General features: G+C 74.5%; 21 protein-coding genes and 1 riboswitch. Of the genes, 11 read left to right on the top strand and 10 right to left on the bottom strand.

Annotation, left to right across the window (positions count from 1 at the left end):
- Positions 1-118: 118 nt before the first annotated feature.
- Entirely contained in the window at positions 119-859 is a 741-nt protein-coding gene (locus LV78_RS14260) for an SDR family oxidoreductase (protein ID WP_253845749.1), read from the top strand.
- Here the strand turns inward: LV78_RS14260 and LV78_RS14265 are convergent.
- Positions 835-1,344 (bottom strand): RDD family protein, encoded by a 510-nt coding sequence (locus LV78_RS14265; protein ID WP_253845750.1) that lies wholly within the window; start codon positions 1,342-1,344, stop codon positions 835-837. The genes LV78_RS14260 and LV78_RS14265 overlap by 25 nt on opposite strands.
- Before the next feature lie 164 nt (positions 1,345-1,508).
- Here LV78_RS14265 and LV78_RS14270 point away from each other — a divergent pair, with 164 nt between their 5' ends.
- Positions 1,509-3,140, top strand: coding sequence for an alpha/beta hydrolase (locus LV78_RS14270; RefSeq protein ID WP_253845751.1), 1,632 nt, complete (start codon positions 1,509-1,511; stop codon positions 3,138-3,140).
- A gap of 42 nt (positions 3,141-3,182) precedes the next feature.
- On the opposite strand, the gene LV78_RS14275 is transcribed toward LV78_RS14270, so the two are convergent.
- Entirely contained in the window at positions 3,183-3,311 is a 129-nt protein-coding gene (locus LV78_RS14275) for a DUF1028 domain-containing protein (RefSeq protein ID WP_253845752.1), read from the bottom strand.
- Positions 3,312-3,457: 146 nt separating this feature from the next.
- Here LV78_RS14275 and LV78_RS14280 point away from each other — a divergent pair, with 146 nt between their 5' ends.
- The 5 genes from LV78_RS14280 (at position 3,458) to LV78_RS14300 (ending at position 7,216) form a co-directional block, all read left to right on the top strand.
- Positions 3,458-3,853, top strand: a complete 396-nt coding sequence (locus LV78_RS14280; protein ID WP_253845753.1) for a hypothetical protein — start codon at positions 3,458-3,460, stop codon at positions 3,851-3,853.
- A gap of 25 nt (positions 3,854-3,878) precedes the next feature.
- The gene (locus LV78_RS40735; RefSeq protein ID WP_301306521.1) at positions 3,879-5,024 is read left to right on the top strand and encodes a sensor histidine kinase; all 1,146 of its coding nucleotides are present in this window, start codon (positions 3,879-3,881) and stop codon (positions 5,022-5,024) included.
- Positions 5,025-5,027: 3 nt separating this feature from the next.
- Complete coding sequence (locus tag LV78_RS14290) at positions 5,028-5,675, top strand: response regulator (protein WP_253845754.1); 648 nt, start codon at positions 5,028-5,030, stop codon at positions 5,673-5,675.
- 88 nt (positions 5,676-5,763) lie between these two features.
- Positions 5,764-6,231: a hypothetical protein gene (locus tag LV78_RS14295; RefSeq protein WP_253845755.1), complete on the top strand. Its 468-nt coding sequence runs from the start codon at positions 5,764-5,766 to the stop codon at positions 6,229-6,231.
- A gap of 232 nt (positions 6,232-6,463) precedes the next feature.
- On the top strand, positions 6,464-7,216 hold the full coding sequence (locus tag LV78_RS14300; RefSeq protein ID WP_253845756.1) for a thioesterase II family protein: 753 nt from the start codon (positions 6,464-6,466) through the stop codon (positions 7,214-7,216).
- Positions 7,217-7,279: 63 nt separating this feature from the next.
- Here LV78_RS14300 and LV78_RS14305 read toward each other — a convergent pair whose 3' ends face one another.
- On the bottom strand, positions 7,280-8,140 hold the full coding sequence (locus LV78_RS14305; protein WP_253845757.1) for an SMP-30/gluconolactonase/LRE family protein: 861 nt from the start codon (positions 8,138-8,140) through the stop codon (positions 7,280-7,282).
- A gap of 178 nt (positions 8,141-8,318) precedes the next feature.
- On the opposite strand from LV78_RS14305, the gene LV78_RS14310 reads away from it, so the two are divergent.
- Complete coding sequence (locus LV78_RS14310; protein WP_253845758.1) at positions 8,319-9,509, top strand: FAD-dependent monooxygenase; 1,191 nt, start codon at positions 8,319-8,321, stop codon at positions 9,507-9,509.
- 72 nt (positions 9,510-9,581) lie between these two features.
- On the opposite strand, the gene LV78_RS14315 is transcribed toward LV78_RS14310, so the two are convergent.
- The 6 genes from LV78_RS14315 to LV78_RS14340 all read right to left on the bottom strand — a co-directional run bounded on the left by LV78_RS14315 (position 9,582) and on the right by LV78_RS14340 (position 15,660).
- Positions 9,582-10,163 carry a TetR/AcrR family transcriptional regulator gene (locus LV78_RS14315; protein ID WP_308208713.1) on the bottom strand — a complete coding sequence of 194 codons (582 nt, stop codon included), beginning with the start codon at positions 10,161-10,163 and terminating at the stop codon, positions 9,582-9,584.
- A 66-nt stretch (positions 10,164-10,229) separates the two neighbouring features.
- Positions 10,230-11,039 carry a sugar phosphate isomerase/epimerase family protein gene (locus LV78_RS14320; protein ID WP_253845759.1) on the bottom strand — a complete coding sequence of 270 codons (810 nt, stop codon included), beginning with the start codon at positions 11,037-11,039 and terminating at the stop codon, positions 10,230-10,232.
- Positions 11,036-12,178 carry a dihydrodipicolinate synthase family protein gene (locus LV78_RS14325; RefSeq protein ID WP_253845760.1) on the bottom strand — a complete coding sequence of 381 codons (1,143 nt, stop codon included), beginning with the start codon at positions 12,176-12,178 and terminating at the stop codon, positions 11,036-11,038. Before LV78_RS14325 ends, LV78_RS14320 begins: the two co-directional genes overlap by 4 nt.
- Positions 12,175-13,320, bottom strand: coding sequence for a Gfo/Idh/MocA family protein (locus tag LV78_RS14330; RefSeq protein ID WP_253845761.1), 1,146 nt, complete (start codon positions 13,318-13,320; stop codon positions 12,175-12,177). The genes LV78_RS14325 and LV78_RS14330 overlap by 4 nt, the downstream gene beginning before the upstream one ends.
- Before the next feature lie 122 nt (positions 13,321-13,442).
- Positions 13,443-14,906 carry a substrate-binding domain-containing protein gene (locus LV78_RS14335; protein WP_253845762.1) on the bottom strand — a complete coding sequence of 488 codons (1,464 nt, stop codon included), beginning with the start codon at positions 14,904-14,906 and terminating at the stop codon, positions 13,443-13,445.
- A 112-nt stretch (positions 14,907-15,018) separates the two neighbouring features.
- A complete protein-coding gene (locus tag LV78_RS14340; RefSeq protein ID WP_253845763.1) occupies positions 15,019-15,660 on the bottom strand; it encodes a superoxide dismutase family protein in 642 nt (213 codons plus the stop codon).
- A 172-nt stretch (positions 15,661-15,832) separates the two neighbouring features.
- On the opposite strand from LV78_RS14340, the gene LV78_RS14345 reads away from it, so the two are divergent.
- Positions 15,833-17,116: a DNA alkylation repair protein gene (locus LV78_RS14345; RefSeq protein WP_253845764.1), complete on the top strand. Its 1,284-nt coding sequence runs from the start codon at positions 15,833-15,835 to the stop codon at positions 17,114-17,116.
- Between the two features lie 591 nt (positions 17,117-17,707).
- The gene (locus LV78_RS14350) at positions 17,708-18,508 is read left to right on the top strand and encodes an alpha/beta fold hydrolase (RefSeq protein ID WP_253845765.1); all 801 of its coding nucleotides are present in this window, start codon (positions 17,708-17,710) and stop codon (positions 18,506-18,508) included.
- 47 nt (positions 18,509-18,555) lie between these two features.
- Here the strand turns inward: LV78_RS14350 and LV78_RS40740 are convergent, their stop codons facing one another.
- Positions 18,556-19,056, bottom strand: coding sequence for a winged helix-turn-helix domain-containing protein (locus LV78_RS40740; protein ID WP_308208714.1), 501 nt, complete (start codon positions 19,054-19,056; stop codon positions 18,556-18,558).
- 105 nt (positions 19,057-19,161) lie between these two features.
- A riboswitch (ZMP/ZTP riboswitch) is annotated at positions 19,162-19,241 on the top strand.
- A 26-nt stretch (positions 19,242-19,267) separates the two neighbouring features.
- Between LV78_RS40740 and LV78_RS14360 the strand changes: the two genes are divergently transcribed.
- The gene (locus tag LV78_RS14360; RefSeq protein WP_253845766.1) at positions 19,268-20,119 is read left to right on the top strand and encodes a bifunctional 5,10-methylenetetrahydrofolate dehydrogenase/5,10-methenyltetrahydrofolate cyclohydrolase; all 852 of its coding nucleotides are present in this window, start codon (positions 19,268-19,270) and stop codon (positions 20,117-20,119) included.
- Positions 20,120-20,127 lie beyond the last annotated feature (8 nt).

Here is a 20,127-nt window from a genome sequence, read left to right on the forward strand (position 1 = left end):
GCCGGATCTGGTTTCGGCTGACACTGAAGCGATAGTGCAGGAATATTTGGAATCACCTGTCACACCCCGCTCCCCGCTCCCGTCCCCCTGGTGAGCACATCGAACAGCGGAGGAACTCATGAAGATCGCAGTGGCCGGCGGCACCGGGACCGTGGGGCGCAAGGTCGTCGCGGCGGTGGAGTCGGCCGGGCACGAGGCCGTGGTGCTGTCCCCCTCGCGCGGGGTCGACCTGGTCACCGGCGAGGGCCTGGACGCGGCGCTCGCCGGGTGCGCGGGCGTGATCGACGTGTCGAACAGCGCCGTGTGGGACCGGGAGAGCGCCGAGCGGTTCTTCGGGGCCGTGGCCACCGCCCTGGTCGAGGGCTGCGCGCGGCACGGCGTCGAGCACCTGGTGGTGCTGGGCATCGTCGGCACCGACGACGTGGACCTGGGCTACTACTACGGCAAGCGGGCGCAGGAGCGGATCGTCGCCGAGGGCCGGGTCCCGTGGACGATCCTGCGGGCCACCCAGTTCTTCGAGTTCGCCGAGCAGAACACGGCGCGCGCCGAGGGCGACGTGGTGGAGCTGATGCCGATGCTGTCGCAGCCGGTGGCGACCGAGGACGTGGCCGAGCGCCTGGTCGAGCTGGTGACCGGCGAGCCGCAGGGGTACGCGAAGCCGTTGGCGGGGCAGGAGAAGCTGACCCTGGAGGAGATGGCGCGACGGCTGTTCGAGCGGACCGGGGACCGCAGGGAGATCAGGGTGCAGGAGCTCGGCGAGGTCGGCGCGCAGCTCGCGTCCGGCGCGCTCACCCCCTCAGGCGAGCACGACCGGGGCAAGCGCACGTTCGCGGACTACCTGGCCGCGCTGGAGGTCTGACCGGGCTCGGGTGCGGTCCCGCCGGGCCGCACCCGCTCCACCACCGTGCGCGCCACGACGTCCCCGAGCCGCTGCCGCCGGGGCGTGACCGCGATCAGCACCGCGCCGACCAGACCGAACAGCTGCCCGTCGACGGCCATCACCAGCCACCGCAGCAGGTACGCGCCCAGGGTCGGCTCGCCGCCGTCGAGCGTGCGCACCCGCAGGCCCAGCAACCGCATCCCCGGCGACGCGCCGCCGTGCCGCAGCGGCGACCAGACCTGCGCCCACAGCACGGTCAGCAGCAGCGCAGCCGCGTACGACCAGGCCACGGTCGGGATGACGTAGGGGCCGACCGAGCGGCTGAGCACGCCCTGGTCGATCAGCACCAGCGCGAGCGCGAACAACCCGATGGCGAACAGCACCGAGACCACCGCGGCGAGCAGGTGGTCGACGGCGAACTGCGCGTAGCGGCGCAGCACGACCGGAGGGGCGTCGGTGGGCACGGGTGACACCGTAGTCACCCCCGCCACCCCCGCGAGGACTAGACCACGCGGTGGATCTACTGCGCGCGGAGGACGCGCCGGGCGGGCGGGGTCGACCAGGGTGGGTGCCGGACATCCGCAACCAGACGAGGGGAAAACCCTTGCGGAACAAGGTATCCGTTGTCATGGCGGCAGCGCTCGCGCTGACCGCCGCACCACTCGCGCACGCGGACCCGCCCGACCCCGCCGCGAAGTACGCGGACCAGGAGGTCTCCTGGGGCGAGTGCGCGTTCACCCCGGCGGCGCCGCTGGAGTGCGCGCTGATCACCGTGCCGAGGGACTGGGCGAACCCCGGTTCCGGGGCCGAGCTGGAGGTGTCGATCAGCCGCAGCAGGGCGACCGGCGAGCGCCAGGGCGCGATGCTGGTCAACCCCGGCGGACCGGGAGCCCAGGGCTCCGGTCTGGCAGGCGCGCTGGCCGCGCTCGCGCCGGACCTGGCCGGGGCGTACGACCTGGTCGGCATGGACCCGCGCGGCACCGGGCGGGAGGGCGTCGAGGGCAGCGCGTTCACCTGCGACGTGCCCACCGACCGGCTGCCCACCGGGCTGCTCGACGCGCGGGACCGCTCGGCGGCGAGCCTGGCCGAGCACGCGAAGGAGCCGAGGGCGGTGGCCGAGGCGTGCCAGAGCCACGCGCTCACCCCCTACATCACCACCTGGCAGACCGCGCACGACGTGGACCTGGTGCGCGCGCTGCTCGGTGAGGAGCGGTTGCACTACCTGGGTTACTCGTACGGCTCGTGGCTGGGCGCGAAGTACGCGTCGCTGTTCCCGGAGAAGGTCGGCAAGGTCGTGCTGGACTCCAGCGTGAACTGGCAGGGCCGGTTGCAGGCGGCGTTCGAGGCGTGGCCGGAGATCGGCCACCGGCAGCTGGAGCGGCAGTACTTCCCGTGGCTGTCCAGGCAGTTCCCCGACGCGGTGGGCGACGACCCGCGCGGCGCGTGGGAGCGGGCCAGGGAGGTGTACGCCGAGCAGGGCGTGGCGCCGGACGCGTACGACCGGATCTTCGTCGGCCTGGGCAGCGAGCTGGCCTGGCTGCTGTCCGCGGCGGTGCTGGTCGCGGCGCAGGGCGAGCAGCCCGAGGTCCCGGACGCGCTGCGGGCCCGCGTGGACGAGGCGACGACCCGCGAGTTCGGCGTGCCCCTGTCCGCCCTGACCCCGGCGGCGGTGGCCGAGGCGCTGGCGGACTACACCCCGTACCCCGGCACGTACTACGCGGTGACCTGCGGCGACGAGGTGACCAGGACGGCGGCGCGGAACAAGGCGCTGAGCGACCGGCAGGGCCCGAAGTGGCCGGTGTTCGGCTGGGCGTACGGCCTGTGGCAGGCCTGCGGCTACTGGACGGACGCGCCCCGCCACCAGCTCCCCGCGCTGCCCCCGCAGGTGGCGGACCGGGTCCTGGTGGTGCAGGGCGAGTTCGACCCGCAGACCGGCTACGAGCAGGCCCGCGCGGCCGTGCGGGCCGCACCGGGCGTCGGCCTCGTGCAGGTGACCGACGCGACCATGCACGGCCAGTACGCCGTGGACGGCAACCCGTGCGTGGACGGCGCCGTGAACGTCTTCCTGCTGCACGGCTCCAGGCCGAACACCCTGACCTGCCCCGGCCTCCCCCTGCCGGGAGAGGACGGGGTGCACCCGGCGGACGGCCCGATCCGCGAACCGGCGAGCACTCAACTGACGGCCGAGGTGGTCCCGACGGGCGACCCCGCGCTGCGGGCGAGGGTGCGGGAGCAGATCAACTCGAGCTTCCGCCACTGACCCTCCCACTTCGTGAGGCGGGCGCGGGAAGCCGCGCCCGCCTCACCCCGCCAACCACCGGAGCAGCACGGCGGCGTCACGGGGCGCGGTCCCCACCGCCAACACCGCGCTCTGCACGGCCACCCCGAACTCCCCGGTCACCGAATCCCGCGCCACGATCGAGTAAGTCACGCCCCGATCATCGAAACCCGCCCCGCACGGCCGCAATCGGTTAACCACCACTCCCCTAGTCCCCGAGTACTAGGGCCCTCCTCCGCAAGTCCACTCTTCTCCTCCTTGCCCTGCAACCACTCCACCCCCTCCCTAGCGTTCCCCCCATGACCACCGCACCGACCCACCTCACCCCGCCCAAGACCATCGTCTTCTCCTTCGCCATGCTCCTGATCAGCACCGCCATGAGCCTGGTCACCCTCGCCGGAGCGGCCACCTCCGACGCCCTCGCCGACAAACCCGCCGAACGCGCCTTCCTCATCGCCGTGGGCGCCCTGTTCGCCGCGCTCTACCTCTACCTCGCCTTCCGCGTGAAGGCGGGCAGGAACTGGGCCAGGGTCGTCATCACCCTCATGACCGTCTTCGAGGCCGTCTCCGTCTTCACCCTCCCCGACAGCGGCCTCAACCAGTACGGCCTCCTCGGCATCTCCGCCGCCGCCGTCCTCGGCGCCTACGCGCCCGACTCCAACGCCTACGTCGCGAGCGTCCGGCGCGCGTCGTGACCCGGCGCCCGGGATGATCACCGGCATGGCCGTCGCAGCGCCCGCGCGCCGGGGAGTGCTCGCCGCCGAGGTGGCGGCGCTCCTCGGCGCCGTCGTGGTCGACCTGGTGCTGTCGCTGCGCTTCCACCCCCTCCCCCAGGGCGCCACCGCCTCCTTCCTCACCTCCGCCGCCCCCGCCGCGGGCGCCGCGACCGCCGTCCTGGCCGCGCTGCGCCGCCGCTTCCCGCACCACCTCGCCCCGCTCACCTGCGCCGCCCTGGCCCTGTCCGCGGCGAGCACCCTGTTCCGCTCCCTGGTCCCCGAGGCCACCCCGGAACCGGTCGCCGCCGAGGCCGTCGCGGTCGCGCTGCTCGTCGGCGCGGTCTGCCGACGCCTCCCCGCGAAGCACGCCGGACCACTCGCCGTCACCGCCCTCCTGGTCGTCGCCGCAGCACCGGTCGCCCGCTACGGCATCGGCGAGCCCCTCGCGCTGCTCGCGGTCCCGGTCACGGTCCTGTGGGCGGGCGGCGTGGCGGTCGGCCTGCTGCTGCGCGACGCTGACGCCCGCCAGCGCGCCGAGCTGGACCGGGTGCGGGTCGGCGAGCGGATGCAGCTGGCGCGCGAGCTGCACGACCTGGTGGCGCACCACGTCAGCGGCGTGGTGGTGCGCGCGCAGGCGGCCCGCGTGCTCGGCGGCTCGGACGAGGTGTTCGCCGAGATCGAGGCCGCCGGGTCGGACGCGCTGACCGCGATGCGCCGCGTCGTCGGGATGCTGCGCAGCCCCGACTACGCGGTCCCCCGCCCCGGCGCGGACTTCGGCGAGGTGGTGCGCTCGGCGGTCGGCGACACCCCGAACGCGCGGGTCGAGCTGGCCGAGGACGTGGCGAGCGCGGAGGTGCCGCCGGAGCTGTCCACGACCGTGCACCGGGTGGTGCTGGAGTGCCTGACCAACGCCCGCAAGCACGCCCCGGACGCCACCGAGGTCGTGGTGAGCGCGCGCAGGCACGGCGGCGACTGGCTGCTGGAGGTCGTCAACGACGGCGCGGGCGAGCCGAACGCGGGCGGGTTCGGCCTGGTGGGGATGCGGGAGCGGGTGGGCGCGCTGGGCGGCGAGCTGAGCGCGGGCCTCGAGGACGGCGGCCGGTGGCGGGTCGGCGCGCGGTTGCCGACGACCGCGCCGAGAGGGGTGTGACGGGTGCTGCGGGTGCTGATCGCGGACGACCAGACGTTGGTGCGCACGGGTTTCCGGCTGATCCTGGACGCCGAGGACGACATCGAGGTGGTCGCCGAAGCCCCGGACGGTGAGGCGGCGGTGCGCCTGGCCAGGCAGCTGCGGCCGGACGTGACGCTGATGGACCTGCGGATGCCGAAGGTCGACGGCATCCGGGCGACCGAGCTGCTGGCGGGACCGGGCGTCCCGGACCCGCTGCGGGTGGTCGTGGTGACCATCTACGACCTGGACGAGAACCTGCACGCCGCGCTGCTGGCGGGCGCGTGCGGCTTCCTGCTCAAGGACGCGGGCCCGCGCCTGCTGGTGGAGGCGGTGCACGTGGCCGCGCGCGGCGAGTCCCTGGTGTCACCGCAGATCACCACCCGCCTGCTGCGCGACTTCACCCGCGAGGGCCCCCGCACCCCACCCGCGAGCGCCACCCCGCTGACCGCGCGCGAGCTGGACGTGGCGCTTGCGGTGGCCAGGGGCGGCACGAACGCGGAGATCGCCCAGCGGCTGTCGATCACCCTGTCGACGGTGAAGTCGCACCTGACGAGCGTGCAGCAGAAGCTGGGCGCCCGGAACCGCACCGAGGTGGCGATCCGCATGTGGGAGGGCGGCCTGGTCCGCTGACCGGCGCAGGGACCGCTGCTCCAGTCGGGTGGCTCGAACCCGGAACCGGTGGGACCCTGGGCCCGCCGCGAGCCCACCGGGAGGAGCCGTGCCCCTCGAACCGTTCGACCTCACCCGCCGCACCAGCCCGTGGGTCGTCTGCGCCCCGCGCGAGACCCCGCTCGTGCCCGCCCAGCTCTCCCGCCTGCGCGAGGACGGCGGCGTCGTCAGGCACGTCGACTCGGCCGACCTGGCCGACCCCGCCGCCACCTTCACAGCCTTCGCCCACCTGCTCGCCCTCCCCGCACCACCGGACGACTGGCCCGCCCTCGCCGACGCCCTGCGCCACCCGCACGGCGACTGGCCCGGCGAGACCGACCTCGCCGTCGTCGTCGAGCGCGCCCACCTGCTGCGCGGCGCCCCGCACCTGCCCGACCTGGTCACCACCCTGTGCCGGGCCGGTCGCGGGGCGGCCGACGCCGTCGCGCTGCACTTCGCGCTCCTGGTGGACGACGGCCCCGCGACGGACCTCGCGCCCGGCGGCGACGTGATCGGCCCCTACCTGCTGTTCGGCTGACCACCCGCCCCGCACAACACGGGCTTCGGGGTGGCGCAGCGACGCCCGGCGCGTCCGAGCCACGACCGCCCTGACCAGCACCGGTAGGGGCCCCCACAACCGCGCGGACCACCCCCTGACCCCCGGCGGTTCACCGGGGTCCGCGCCCCCGGCGGCGGTACCGTTCCCCCGATCATGACTCGGGGCCGCCCTCCGTTCCGGCGCAGGCCCCCGACGAGAGGACCGCGAGCCGGTGATCGTTGACGAGACCGCAGCCCGGTGGGCGCGCAGCTACCACCCGAACCCGACCGCGCCCGCCCGACTGGTGTGCTTCCCCCACGCGGGCGGCTCGGCGAGCTACTACCACCCGGTCTCCGCCCGCTTCGGCCCGTCCTGGGACGTCGTGGCGCTCCAGTACCCCGGCCGCCAGGACCGGCGCCTCGAACCGTGCGTGGCCGACCTGGAGCGGCTGGCCGACCTGGTCACCGCCGTGCTGCGCGAGCTCCCCGCGAAGCCCACGGTGTTCTTCGGGCACAGCATGGGCGCGGCGCTGGCGTTCGAGACGGCGGTGCGCCTGGAGCGCGAGGGCGCGGGCCCGCGCGGGGTGGTCGCCTCCGGCCGCCGGGCGCCGAACACGCGCGCCGACGAGCGGGTGCACCTGCTGGACGACCGGGGCGTGCTCGCCGAGGTCCGCGCGCTGAGCGGCACCGACTCCGCGCTGCTGGACGACGAGGAGCTGATGCGGATGGCGCTGCCCGCGATCCGCGCCGACTACACCGCGATCGAGACCTACAGCTGCCCGCCGGACCGCAGGATCACCGCCGACCTGACCGTGCTGACCGGTGACGCCGACCCGAAGACCACCGTCGAGGAGGCGGCGGCCTGGGAGCAGCACACCACGGGGAAGTTCGAGCTGGAGGTGTTCCCCGGCGGGCACTTCTTCATCGCCACCCAGGCCAAGCCGGTCGGCGACCGGATCGAGCGCGCGCTCAAGGCCGCGCTCTGACCACGGCGTGACGGGACGGCGGCGGCAGCACGTACGCGCCACCACCGCCGCCGCCCCGCGCCATCACCGCGCCCGTCGGGTGATCCGCAGCAGCCGCCCCGGTCCGGGAGCCCGCCCGCGCGAGCGGGTCATCCCCCCGTTCGTGGTCGCGTAGAGCACGTCCGGCGCCTCCGGGTCCACGGCCACCGCCGTCGCCCCCGCCGCGCCCTGCCGCACCCCGGCGACCTCCTCCAGCCCACCGCCGGGCAACCACCGCACCACGCTGTCCCCGGTGTGCGTGGCGATCCACAGCGCCCCGTCGTCGGTGGCGGCCAGGTCGTCCCCGCACACCCCGGTGGCCACGACCTCCACCTCGGCGGCCGGGTCAGCCGCGTCCACCGGGCAGCGCAGCAGCAGCCCGCGATCGGTGCTGGTCAGGTGCACCTGCCCGGCGTGCGCCGCGATCCCGTTGACACCGGGGAACGGTGAGCCGGGGTCCTGCCTGGCGAGCAGCTCGTGGCGCAGCCACACCCGCGCGCGCCCGCTCGCCGGGTCGACGGCGAACACCGCGCCCAGCGCCGAGTCCGCGATCAGCAGCTCGTCCCCGACCCAGGTCATGCCGTTGCCGAAGCGCAGGTCGGGCAGCTCGCACACGTCCCGGACGCCCACCTCCGCGCCCACCCGCACCAGCCGCCAGCCCGCCTCGCCGAGCGGTCCGGTGAGCACGAGCGCGCCGCCGGGAACGGGCGCGATGCCGGTGGCGGGGTGCGGGAACTCGGCGAGCGGGCGGTGGGCGCCGTCGGGCTGGACGACGTCGACGCGGCGGTGCGAGGCCAGCGTGACGAGCCAGCGCCCACGCCCGCCCGGCGCGAGGTTCTCCACGAACGTCCCCGGTGGCCACTCGGCCACCACGGTGGTGTCGAAGTGCGGGAGCAGTGCGGTCATGCGGCCACCTCCGTGCGGTCGTCCCCCAGGCATACCCCGACGACCAGCGCGGACACCAGGCTTCCCGCCCGATCACCGGAACCACCCGTTCACCCCTTCGTGGCACCCTCGCGCAACTAACGCTACATTTGGTTGCGTTAACGTTGTCGATCTTCCCACCCCCACCAGGAGGAGCGCCATGACCACCGTCCTGATCTTCGGAGCCGGGATCGCGGGCCCCGCGCTGGCGAACCTGCTCACCCGCTCGGGCTTCCGGGTCACCGTCGTCGAGCGCGCAGAGGCCCTGCGCACCGGCGGCTACCCCGTGGACGTGCGCGGCCCGGCCGTCGAGGCGCTGCGCCGCACCGGCGTGCTCGCCGACGCGACCGGGGCGCACGTCGACCTGCGCCGCATCACCTTCCTCGACGCAGGCGGCGAGCCGTTCGCCGAGATCGACCCGCTCGCCATGACCGGCGGCACCGGGGGCCGTGACATCGAGGTCCCCAGGGGAACCCTCACCGCCCTGCTGCACGCGAGCACCGGGACCGGGGTCGACTACCGCTTCGGCGAGTCGATCACCGCGCTGGACGACCGGGGCGACGACGTGCGCGTCACGTTCGCGAGCGGAGCCGAGGAGGTGTTCGACCTGGTCGTCGGCGCGGACGGCCTGCACTCCGCCGTGCGACGGCTGGCGTTCGGCGACGAGGCCCCGTTCCTGCGCCCGCTCGGCCTGTGCTTCGCCGGGTTCACCGTGCCCACCCCGGACGGCATGGTCCGGGAGGCGAGGATGCAGAACGCCCCCGGCCGCATCGCGGCGATCTACACCCCGGACGACAGCGGCCTCTCCCACGGCTTCCTGGTCACCGCCGCCGAGGGCCCGCTCGCCACCGCCCGCAGCTCGACGCCGGAGATCGTGGCGGCGGTGCGCGCGGCGTTCGCGGGCACGGGCGGCGTCGTGCCCGACCTGCTCACCGCGCTGGACCGCGCCGAGGACGTGTACGCGGACTCGGTGTGCCAGGTGCGGATGGCGGACTGGTCGCGCGGCCGGGTCGCGCTGGTCGGGGACGCCGCGTTCGGCCCCTCGTTCCCCACCGGCCAGGGCACCAGCCTCGCCCTGGTCGGGGCGTGCGTGCTGGCGGGCGAGCTGGCCACCCGCGACGACCACGCCGAGGCGTTCGCCGCGTACCGCGAGGTGATGCGCGAGTACGTGGACCTGAACCACGGGCTGGCCGACGACGGCGCGGCCAGGCTGGTCCCGCGCACCGAGGAGGCCTTGGAGGCGCGCAACGCGGCGCTGACGACGATGGGCGAGGGCGACCTCGCGCCCGAGCAGAACCGCGCGATCAACTCACTGGCGCTGCCGGACTACGATCGCCCGGCACGCGTCTGACGCGCCGCGCGCGGCCCCGGAACACCCGGCCGGGGCCGCGCGCGACCGCGGTCCCCGTCACGACTCGACCCCTCAGGGCCTCGGCACCGCCCGGACGCCCGCCAGCACCACGTCCACCAGCAGCTCGGCGCGGGCCCGCGTCAGCTCGCCGCCCAGGCGCGCGTGCTGGTGCACCGCCCCGCTCAGCGGCCCGTCCAGCAGCTCCGCGTCCGCCCACGGCAGCTGCCCGTCCGCCACCGCCCGCTCCAGCCTGCGCTGCAACGACTCCAGCCGCCGCCCCCACACCCCGCGCAGCAGCGCGCGCAGCTCACCGTCCTCGGTGATCCCCGCCCAGCGCACCGCGTTCAGCGCCCGCCCCTGCGGGCTGTCCCCCACCGCCACCAGCGCGCACAGGTAGTCCACCAGGTCGGTCCGCAGGTCGCCGGTGTCGGGCAGGGCGGCGTTGCGCTCGGCGAAGTCGGAGAGCGCCTCGGACACCAGCGCCTCGCGGGTGGGCCACCTGCGGTACACGCTGGTCTTGTGCACCCCGGCCAGCTCGGCGACCTCCTCGTAGCGCAGGCCGCGCAGCCCGTCGCGGGCCAGCAGCTCCAGCACCGCCGCCAGCACCTGGTCGCGCACCCGCGCCGACCGTCCCCCCGGCCTGCTCGCCGTCACCGCCACCTCCGGAAGAAGTCCGCGCGGCAGCCTACTACGCCGCGCGCACCCTCCACAGTGGACCGGTTACCACCCGACGTGCTCGGCGTAGCGGTCCCTGACCAGCGCCACCGCCTCGTCCGGGTCCATCGCCCACAGGTCGGCGTTGAAGATCTCCACCTCCACGTCGCCCCGGTACCCGGCGGCGGCGACCAGGTCGGCGACGGCGCGGAAGTCCACGTGCCCGTCGCCCATGACCCCGCGCGCGAGCAGCGCGTCGGCGGGCAGCGGCGTGATCCAGTCACACACCTGGAACGAGGCGATCCGCCCGCGCGCCCGCTCCACCTGCGCGGGCAGGTCCGGGTCCCACCACACGTGGAAGGTGTCCACGACCACCCCGACCACCGACGGGTCGTGCTCCTCGGCCAGGTCGAGCGCCTGCCCGAGCGTGGACAGCACGCCCCGGTCGGCGCAGTAGATCGGGTGCATGGGCTCCAGCGCCAGCCGCACCCCCAGGTCCGCCGCTTGCGGGACCAGCTCGGCGAGCACCGACCGCACCCGCTCGCGCGTGCCGGGCAGGTCGCGGGAACCGGCGGGCAGGCCGCCGACCACCAGCACCAGGCAGTCCGCGCCCAGCGCGGCGGTCTCGTCGATCGCGGCCCGGTTGTCGGCGAGCGCCTCGTCCCGGTCGGGCCGGGTGAAGAACCCGCCCCGGCACAGCGAGGACACCCGCAGCCCGGACGCGCGCACCAGCTCCACCCCGCGCTCGACGCCGAACTCGTGCAGCGGCTCCCGCCACACCCCGATGGAGCCGATGCCGAACCGCGCGCACGCGTCCACGGCCTGCGCCAGACCGAGCCCGTTCACCGTCTTCTGGTTGAGCGACAGGCGGTTCACCTGGCCACGCCCGCCGCGTCGAGCAGCAGCGACAGCCGGTGCGCGGCCAGCTCCGGGTCGGGCAGCAGGCCCGCCGCGTCCGCGTGCAGGAACGCCTGCACCAGGTGCGGCACGGACCGGGCGCCGTGCAGCCCGCCGATCATGGTGAACCCCGGTTGCAGCCCGCTGATCCAGGCCAGGAAGGCGATCCCGGTCTTGTAGTAGAACGTCGGCGGCGCGAACACGTGCCGCGCCAGGGGCAGCGTCGGCTCCAGCTCGGCCAGGTAGGTCGCGGTGTCGCCCTCGTCCAGCGCGCGCAGCGCGGCGGAGGCGGCGGGCGCGATCGCGGCGAACACGCCGAGCAGCGCGTCGCTGGACCGTCCGCCCTCGCCCAGCACCAGCTCCGGGTAGTGGTAGTCGTCGCCGGTGTAGAGCCGCACGCCGTCGGGCAGCTCGGCCCGCAGCGCGCGCTCGTGCCCGGCGTCCAGCAGCGACACCTTGACCCCGTCGACCCGGTCCCGGTGCTCGTGCACCAGGTCCAGGAACGCCTTGGTCGCCTCGGCGACGTCCGCGCTCCCCCAGTAGCCCGCCAGGCTCGGGTCGAACGCGGTGCCCAGCCAGTGCAGGATCACCGGCTCGTCGGCCTGCGGCAGCAGCCGGTCGTAGACCCACCGGTAGTCGCGCGCGGAGGTCGCGACGCGGGCGAGCTGCCTGCTGGCCATGACGATGGCCTGCGCGCCGGTGGACTGCACGAACTCGACCTGCTCGGCGTACGCGCGCAGCACACCGTCCACATCGGACACCCTCTCCGCGTGGTCGGTGCCCGCACCGGCGGCGAGCCTGCCGCGCCCGGCCTCGGCGGCGCTGCGCCGGATCAGCTCCCGGCAGGCGGCCCAGTCGAGGCCCATGCCGCGCTGGGCGGTGTCCATCGCCTCGGCGACGCCGAGCCCGTGCGCCCACAGGTGCCTGCGGAACGCCAGCGTGGACTCCCAGTCGACGGCGGCGGGCGCGCCGGGGGCGTTGTCCCCCAACGGGTCCGCGACCACGTGGGCGGCGGCGAACGCGACCCTGGAGGTGAACGGCCCCGGCGAGGTGCGGCGCCGGACGGGGTCGCGCAGGACGTGGACCCGACCGCCGGGGAGGGTGACGCGCGCGCTCACAGCTGCCCCAGCTCGACGCGGCGCCCCTCGGCGGAGGAGCGCAGACCGGCGCGGGCCAGCCGGATTCCGCGCGCCCCGGCCAGGAAGTCGTACGGGTGCGGGCCGTCCTCCACCACGTGCCGCACGAACTGCTCCCACTGGGCCTTGAACCCGTTGTCGAACTCGGTGTTGTCCGGGACCTCCTGCCACTGGTCGCGGAACGAGGTCGGCTCGGGCACGTCCGGGTTCCACACCGGGCGGGGCGTGGTGGCGCGGGGCTGCACGACGCAGCGGTGCAGCCCGGCGACGGCGCTGCCGTGCGTGCCGTCGACCTGGAACTCCACCAGCTCGTCCCGGTGCACGCGCACGCACCACGAGGAGTTGACCTGGGCGATCACGCCCCCTGCCAGCTCGAAGATCGCGTAGGCGGCGTCGTCGGCGGTGGCGGCGTAGCTCTCGCCGCGCTCGTCCACCCGCTGGTCGACGTGCGTGGCCACCTTCGCGGTGACCGCCTCGACCCGGCCGAACAGGTTCTCCAGCACGTAGTTCCAGTGGCAGAACATGTCCACGGCGATGCCGCCGCCGTCCTCGACCCGGTAGTTCCAGGAGGGCCGCTGCGCGGGCTGCCAGTCGCCCTCGAACACCCAGTAGCCGAACTCGCCGCGCACCGACAGCACCCGCCCGAAGAACCCGCCGTCCACCAGCCGCTTGAGCTTGAGCAGGCCGGGCAGGTACAGCTTGTCGTGCACCACCCCGCTCTTCACCCCGGCCGCCTCGGCGAGCCGCGCGAGTTCGAGGGCCTGCTCGACGGTCTCGGCGACGGGCTTCTCGGTGTAGACGTGCCTGCCCGCGTCGATGGCGCGCACGATGGACTTCTCCCGCACCGAGGTCAGCTGCGCGTCGAAGTACAGCGGGCACCCGTCGTCGGACAGCGCCGAGTCCAGGTCGGTGGTCCACCGGCTGAGCCCGTGCCGCTCGGCGATCTCGGCGAGCTTGGCCCCGTTCCGCCCGACCAGCACCGGTTCGAGCTGCACCCGCGACCCGTCGGCGAGCGGGACGCCGCCCTGCTCGCGGATCGCGAGCACCGAGCGGAGCAGGTGCTGCCGGTACCCCATGCGCCCGGTGACCCCGTTCATCACCACGCCCAGGCTTCGCGCTGCCATGGTTCCCGCCTCCTTGGAAAGCGTTTACCAGGGTGACGGTAGGTGCGCGGCGCGGGCGGTGACAAGCCTGCCGAGCGGGTGCCTTCGGCCGGGTGGGGCCCCACCCGGCACCCGACCGGAGCTCACTCGGGGAGGCCGAACCCCTCCTTGTCGACGATGGCGCGCCCCTCGTCGCCGCGGAAGTAGTCGATGAAGGACTCGGCGAGGCTGCCGACCGCGGGCGGGCCGTCGGTGTGGAGGAACTCATCGGCCATGAACACGTACCTCCCCCGGTCCGCGGGCTCGATCCCGTTGATCGTCACGATGCGCAGCGCGGGGTCCTCCTCGGCGGCCTCGCGCGCGGCGGACAGCTCGGCGTACCCGATCCCTCCCGGTGTCCGTCCCAGCTCGGCGAGCAGTTCCGAGGTCTCGCTGTGCTCGCAGAGCGGCACCTTGCCGTCGGGCACCGCGTCGCCGTTGCACTTCCGGTCCAGGTTCTCCTGCCCGACCGGCGCCTCCAGCACCAGGTCGTCGAACGCCGCGCGGGTGCCGGACTGGAAGGTGCGGCTGAACACGGTGACGCGGTTGGCCCCCGCTCCGTCCCAGTAGGGACGCCTGCCCGCGTAGATCTCCCTGAGCTGGTCCTGGGTCAGATCGGTGACACCGGTGCCCGCGTTGACCAGCACGGCGAAGGTGACCTTGCCGACCGGGTGCCCCACCAGCAGCCGGTACTTGGCCCCGGTCACCTGGCCGTCGGTCATGGCGATCTGCGCCTCGCCGCGCACCAGCCGGTCGGCGCCGGTGAAGCTGGGGCTGGGCACGACCAGGATGTCGGCGTCGGAGCAGCGCGCGCGGTAGGAGTCGGCGACCTTCTCCGCCACCGGGGCGAACGCGCTGGAGCCGTCCACGACCAGCACGCCCTGCGCGCACGCGGTGCCCCGCCCGCCGCCCAGCCCGGTCAGCACCAGCGCCACCGACGCCGTGACCACGACCAGCGCGACGCCGGACAGCCACAGGCTGCGCTTGCTGGGGCCGTTGCCGGTGGTGGTGTCGTGCACGACCCGTCCCCCGGAGACGAAAGCCTCGCAGGTGACCGCAGCCGGGGCGTCCGCGTCCGGGACGCCGGACAGCAGCACGAGCAGCTTGATGCGGTCCTTGCGGTTGAGCGGGGTCTTGGGCAGCACCAGCTTCGTCTCACCGGGAGTCGGCCACTGCGGGTAGCGCTCGACGCGCTTGCGCAGGGCCTTGCCCTCCACGATCTCCGCGTCCACCACGGTGCGCCCGCCGAACTCCAGGGTCAGCGGGTCCTCGAAGTCCTCGGTGCGGATCGCGGCGTTGCCGGTGTTCGCTATGCGCACCAGCGCGAAGCTGGGCTGCGCAACGACGTTCTCCTTGTTGAACAGCTGAACGTCGATCATGGACGTGTCCTCGACCGGGTCGATCCCGATCGGTGTGTCCAGGTGCACGCGGTAGGTGATCTGCTTGCGCTTGAGCCACCACCCCACCAGTGACAGCAGCACGGTCACCAGCAGCGTGACGACGCCGATCATCGCCTCGGCGCTGCCGGTGAGCTGGGTTAAGAAGTCCTCCTCGGGCAAGACGCCCACCCCCTTCACCACCGAAGGTAGGGGTGGGCGCTCGGGAACCCGCCCGAGTTCACCGGCTGTTGTCCCGGCGTTGGCCGGTGGTCGGCGGGACTCGGGCGCGTTCCCCGGCCCGCTAGCGGAAGGTGACGGTGAGGCAGGCCAGCCGGGCGCCCGCGGTGCCCGCCTTGCCCGGCTCGGTCATGGTGTGCTCGGCCTCGTGCACGACGATCGACGCGGGCACCCGGTCGGTGAACCCGAACGGCACGGTGGTCTCGGACTCGCCGGTGCCCTGGGCGTCCGTCATCAAATCGAGCCAGAACTCGTTGCGCGCGTTGGCGAACGCCGGGTCGGTGGAGGGCTTGTCCGGGGTGGCCGCCGGGTCCTGCTCGTGCTGGAAGTGCGGGCCGGCGTCGGCGCCGGTCTTGCCGCACGGCTGGGTGTGGGCGTGCACCGCGTAGCCCCGGTCCTGCTGGAAGCCCTGGACGGACAGCCGGACGGTGGTCTGCTCGTCCTCCTCGGCGACCTCGACGTCCATGCTCGCGCCCACGGGGGCGGCGTCCTGGTCGTAGGTGAAGGCGGTCTGCGCGTCCTCCGGCACGGCGAGCACGCCGGACTCCCGGACGGTGACCACGTCGGTGCTGGCCGCGTCGCCCTCGGCCGAGGTGCCCGCGGGCTCGGTGCTCCCGGTCTGCTCGGACGGCCGGTCGCTCGGGGTGCACCCGGCTGCCAGCGCGGCGGCGGCGAGCACGGCGAGCGGGAGGCGGGTCAGGCGCATGACTTCCCCTTCGTTGGGCTTGCACGGCAGTGCACGGCTACCCGGTGCGGCGGGATGCTACACACGGTGATCACGGGGTCCGGCCGTGGCGCGCTCCACGAACGAGTGAACTACTCCGCTGCCGCCCTCCCCCTCCCCCGACGCCCCCAAAACTGTCGGACCCCTCCGGACAATGGGTCACGTGCCCACAGCCGATGAGCTCCTCAGCCCCACGACCGTCCTCGACCTGGCCGAGCACCTGCGCCTGGCCGGGGCGCCGTCCCCGCGCGTCACCGAGGCGGCGGGCGCGCTGGACGGCGTCGCGCTGGCGGGCCGGACCAGGCTGGTCGCGGACGCGGTGCTGGCCGACCTGCCGGAGGACTACTCGGCGTTCGAGGCGGTGCTGCGGGCGGCGCTGGCCGACCCTGGCTTCGGGGGGTGGGCGGTGTGGCCGCTGTCCGAGGCGCTGGCGGCGCGCGCCGCGTCGGCCGACCGGGTCCGGGAGGGCCTGGACGTGCTGGCGGCCATGACCGGGCGGCTGACCGGCGAGTTCGCGCTGCGCACGTTCCTGCTGGCCGACCTCGGCACGACCCTGGACGTGGCGCTGGGCTGGACGGGGTCGCCGGACGAGCACGTGCGCAGGCTGGCCAGCGAGGGCACGCGGCCGTTCCTGCCGTGGGGCAGGCGCGTGCCGGGCCTGGTGGCGGAGCCGGAGCGGGCGCTGCCCGTCCTGGAGGCGCTGCGCGACGACGAGTCGGAGTACGTGCGCCGCTCGGTGGCCAACCACCTGAACGACGTGAGCAGACTGGCCCCGGCGCTGGTGGTCGACGTGGCGGGGCGCTGGCTGTCCGAGCCGGGGCCGACGACGCCCCGGCTGGTGCGGCACGCCCTGCGGACGCTGGTGAAGCGCGGCGATCCGGGGGCGCTGGGCCTGCTGGGGTACGGGGCGGCGGAGGCGGTGGAGGTGACCGGTCCGGTGCTGGCGCGGAACGAGGTGGTGTTCGGCGGCGGCCTGGAGTTCACGGCGGAGGTCAGGAACCGGGGCTCGGAGGCGGCGCGGCTGGCGATCGACTACGCGGTGCACTACGTGAAGGCGGACGGCTCCAGGACGCCGAAGGTCTTCAAGCTGACCACGCGGGTGCTGGAGCCGGGAGAACGCGCCCTGCTGACGAAGCGCCACCCGTTCCGCGAGATCACCACGAGACGGCACCACGCGGGCACGCACGCGGTGGAACTCCAGGTCAACGGCGTTCGGCACGGGCTGACCGAGTTCGAGCTGACAGGGCTGGCCGGTCCGCGCGGGGCGACGGGGTCGGGCGGAGTGGCGGGGTCGGGCGGGGTGGCGGGATCGGGCGGAGTGGCAGCGCCAGGCGGAATGGCGGGATCGGGCACGGCTGCGGCAGGCACGGCTGCGGGATCAGGAGCTGCGGCGAGTCCGGGCCGAACGGCGAGCGCGGTCGACGCAGGGGGGAGGTGAAGCGCGACGAACCCTGACCCACAACTGAAACCGAACCACGCCCGCTGGGCACGCGACCGACACCCGAGGCTCGCAGAGGCGGCGGGGTGGCGGTAAGCCCTGGGTGGCGGGTGGCGGTAAGCCCTGGGCGGCAGGCGGCAGGCGGCAGGCGGCAGGCGGCGGGTGACGGCACAGCACGGCTGTCGGGTGCCCGCGCGGACCGGCCAGCGGAACGTCAGCGCAGTCCGATTCGGTCGCCCCCGCCCTCGCGATCGGCGGGGTGCGCGCGGCCCGGCTGGCAATACCCGTCCCTGACGACCGGCCAAGCGTCGGTACGGCCAGTCCGGTTGGTCGTGCCCGCGTTGCCCGGTCGGCAGGTGGTGGTGCGGCCCCGTAGTAGCGCGGCTCAGCCGGTGGGTGTTCCAGTGGATGGCACCGCCTAGTGGGGGGTGCCGCCGCCCAGTGGATGGCGCCGCCGCCCAGTCTGCGGGTGGTGGCGCCGCCGCCCAGTGGACGGCGCCGCCGCTCAGTCAGCGGATGTCGGCGCCGCCGCCCGATCAGCGGGTGACGGCTCAGGCCGGTCTGCGGGTTCCACGGAGGTAGGGTGGCCGCGTGCCCTTCGCCCGGACAGCCGATGACGTGCAGATCCACTACCAGGTCAACGGCTCCGGCGATCCGCTGCTGCTGCTCTCCGGGCAGGCCAACAACCTGCACTGGTGGGACCGGGTGCGCCCGGACTTCGACCGCGAGTTCACCACCATCGTGCTCGACCACCGGGGCACCGGCCTGAGCGACAAGCCCGAGGGCGGTTACGCCACGCGCACCTTCGCCGAGGACGCGCTCAGCGTGCTGGACGCCCTCGGCGTCGACCGCTGCCACGTGTACGGCACCTCCATGGGCGGCCGGGTGGCGCAGTGGGTGGCCGCCGACCACCCGGAGCGGGTGCGCGGGTTGGTGCTCGGGTGCACCTCGCCCGGTCCGCCGCACGGCGTCGAGCGCTCGCCCGAGGTTCGCCGCAGCCTCGCGCAGGTGGACCGCCGCAAGGCAAGGCGCGCGCTCCTGGAACTGATGTACACCCCGGCCTGGCTGGAGCTCCACGACGGACCGTTCACCACGCACGGCGGGCCGTTCACCACCCTGGGCGACCCGGACATGCCCCCGCACGCCAGGAAGGGCCACCTGCTGGCGAGCGGCAACCACAACGCCTGGGACGTCCTGCCGTCGATCACCGCGCCGACGCTGGTCGTGCACGGCACCGACGACCGGTTCAACCCGACCGAGAACGCCCCGCTGCTGACCGCCCGCATCCCGGACACCCGCCTGCACCTGGTCGAGGGCGCCAGGCACGCCTACTTCGAGGAGTTCCACCACGAGACCGGCCCGCTGGTCGCGGACTTCCTCACCGGGCGCTGACCGCACTCCGGCTGCCCAGCGGCCCGGCGCCACCCATCGCTCCACCGCTACCCGTTGCCCACCAACAACTCCCCGCCATCGCCGACCCGGCGCACCAGCACCCGCTCCCCCGCCTCCACCAGGTACCCGGCCCCGCGCACCGTGGTGATCACCCCGGCCGCGCTCCCGAGCTTGTGCCGCAACCGCCGCACGTGCACGTCCACCGTCCGCGTCCCCCGGCTCCCGTCCCCGCCCCACACCCGGCTGATCAGCTCGCGCCTGCCGTGCACGCGATCCGGGTGCTCGCACAGGAACAGCAGCAGGTCGAACTCGCGCCTGCTCAGCGGCAGCGCGCGCCCCAGGTGCAGCACCCGCCTCGAATCCGGCAGCACCAGCAGCTCCACGTCCGGCCGCGCGGGCGGGAACGCGCGCGGCGCGGCGGGCAGCGGGAGGCCGCCGACCCCGTGCACCGCGATCCCGTTGTCGCGCAAGGCGTCCGCGACCCGCGACGTGGCCGGTCCGACCTCGTCCGGCTCGACCTCCAGGCTGATCGTCACCACCAGGCGCACGGCGCTGCCCTCCCGTTCCCGCTGCGTGGGCCCACGCTAGGAAGGCCGGGCCGACCCGCGCAAAACCGTCCAAGGCGTGAACCAGCTTGACACCGAGGGGTTACGATGGCGTAGCACGACTGGCGAGGGTGGGTCACCACCGGGGAGTGCGCGCGGAGCAGGCATCGCCCGCCTGGGTGCCCCTCATCCAACGGATGACAGGGGTGTGCCCGTGCCAGCTCGAACGCTCGACGGAACAGCGGCGGCCGACGCGATCTACGACTCGACGGCCATCGCCGCGCTGGAGTTCGCCCGGCGCTCAGGCCGCGCGCCGCTGCTGGCCACGGTCCTGGTCGGCGAGGACCCGTCGTCGCAGACCTACGTGCGCATGAAGCGCACCCGCTGCCGCCGGGTCGGCATCGACTCGCGCGCGGTGGAGCTGCCCGCGTCGACCACGACGGCCGAGCTGGTCGCCGAGATCACCCGGTTGTCCCTGGACCCGGCCGTGGACGGCATCCTGCTCCAGCACCCGGTCCCGGCGCACGTCGACGAGCGCGCCGCGTTCGAGGCGATCGCGCCCGCGAAGGACGTGGACGGCGTGACGATGGCCTCCTACGCCGCGATGGCGTTCGGCGAGCCGGGTTTCCACTCGTGCACGCCCGGCGGCATCCTGCGCCTGCTGGACGTCAACGGCATCGACCTCGCGGGCAAGCACGCGGTGGTCGTCGGCCGCAGCCCGATCCTGGGCAAGCCGGTGAGCGCGCTGCTGCTGGCCCGCGACGCCACGGTCACGACCTGCCACTCCCGCACCACCGACCTGGCCGACCAGGTGGCCCGCGCCGACCTGGTGGTGGCCGCCGTGGGCAAGCCGGAGCTGGTGCGCGGCGAGTGGATCAAGCCGGGCGCGGTGGTGGTGGACGCGGGCTACCACCCCGGTGGCGTCGGCGACGTCGACCAGGCGGGCGCGGCGGAGCGGGCGTCCTGGCTGACCCCAGTGCCGGGCGGTGTGGGGCCGATGACGATCGCGCTGCTGCTGGAGCAGACCGTGGCGGCGGCGAGGCGCCACACCCGCGCGGCTGCCTGACCCCGGTG

Origin of the sequence: Actinosynnema pretiosum (genome assembly GCF_024171695.1) — a bacterium.
Taxonomy (GTDB): Bacteria; Actinomycetota; Actinomycetes; order Mycobacteriales; family Pseudonocardiaceae; genus Actinosynnema; species Actinosynnema pretiosum.

Excerpts from the sequence above, each read along its gene's own strand:
- LV78_RS14260 (WP_253845749.1), top strand. The coding sequence starts at position 119 with ATGAAGATCGCAGTGGCCGGCGGCACCGGGACCGTGGGGCGCAAGGTC.
- LV78_RS14270 (WP_253845751.1), top strand. The coding sequence starts at position 1,509 with ATGGCGGCAGCGCTCGCGCTGACCGCCGCACCACTCGCGCACGCGGAC.
- LV78_RS14280 (WP_253845753.1), top strand. The coding sequence starts at position 3,458 with ATGACCACCGCACCGACCCACCTCACCCCGCCCAAGACCATCGTCTTC.
- LV78_RS40735 (WP_301306521.1), top strand. The coding sequence starts at position 3,879 with ATGGCCGTCGCAGCGCCCGCGCGCCGGGGAGTGCTCGCCGCCGAGGTG.
- LV78_RS14305 (WP_253845757.1), bottom strand. The coding sequence starts at position 8,140 with ATGACCGCACTGCTCCCGCACTTCGACACCACCGTGGTGGCCGAGTGG.
- LV78_RS14310 (WP_253845758.1), top strand. The coding sequence starts at position 8,319 with ATGACCACCGTCCTGATCTTCGGAGCCGGGATCGCGGGCCCCGCGCTG.
- LV78_RS14330 (WP_253845761.1), bottom strand. The coding sequence starts at position 13,320 with ATGGCAGCGCGAAGCCTGGGCGTGGTGATGAACGGGGTCACCGGGCGC.
- LV78_RS14340 (WP_253845763.1), bottom strand. The coding sequence starts at position 15,660 with ATGCGCCTGACCCGCCTCCCGCTCGCCGTGCTCGCCGCCGCCGCGCTG.
- LV78_RS14345 (WP_253845764.1), top strand. The coding sequence starts at position 15,833 with ATGGGTCACGTGCCCACAGCCGATGAGCTCCTCAGCCCCACGACCGTC.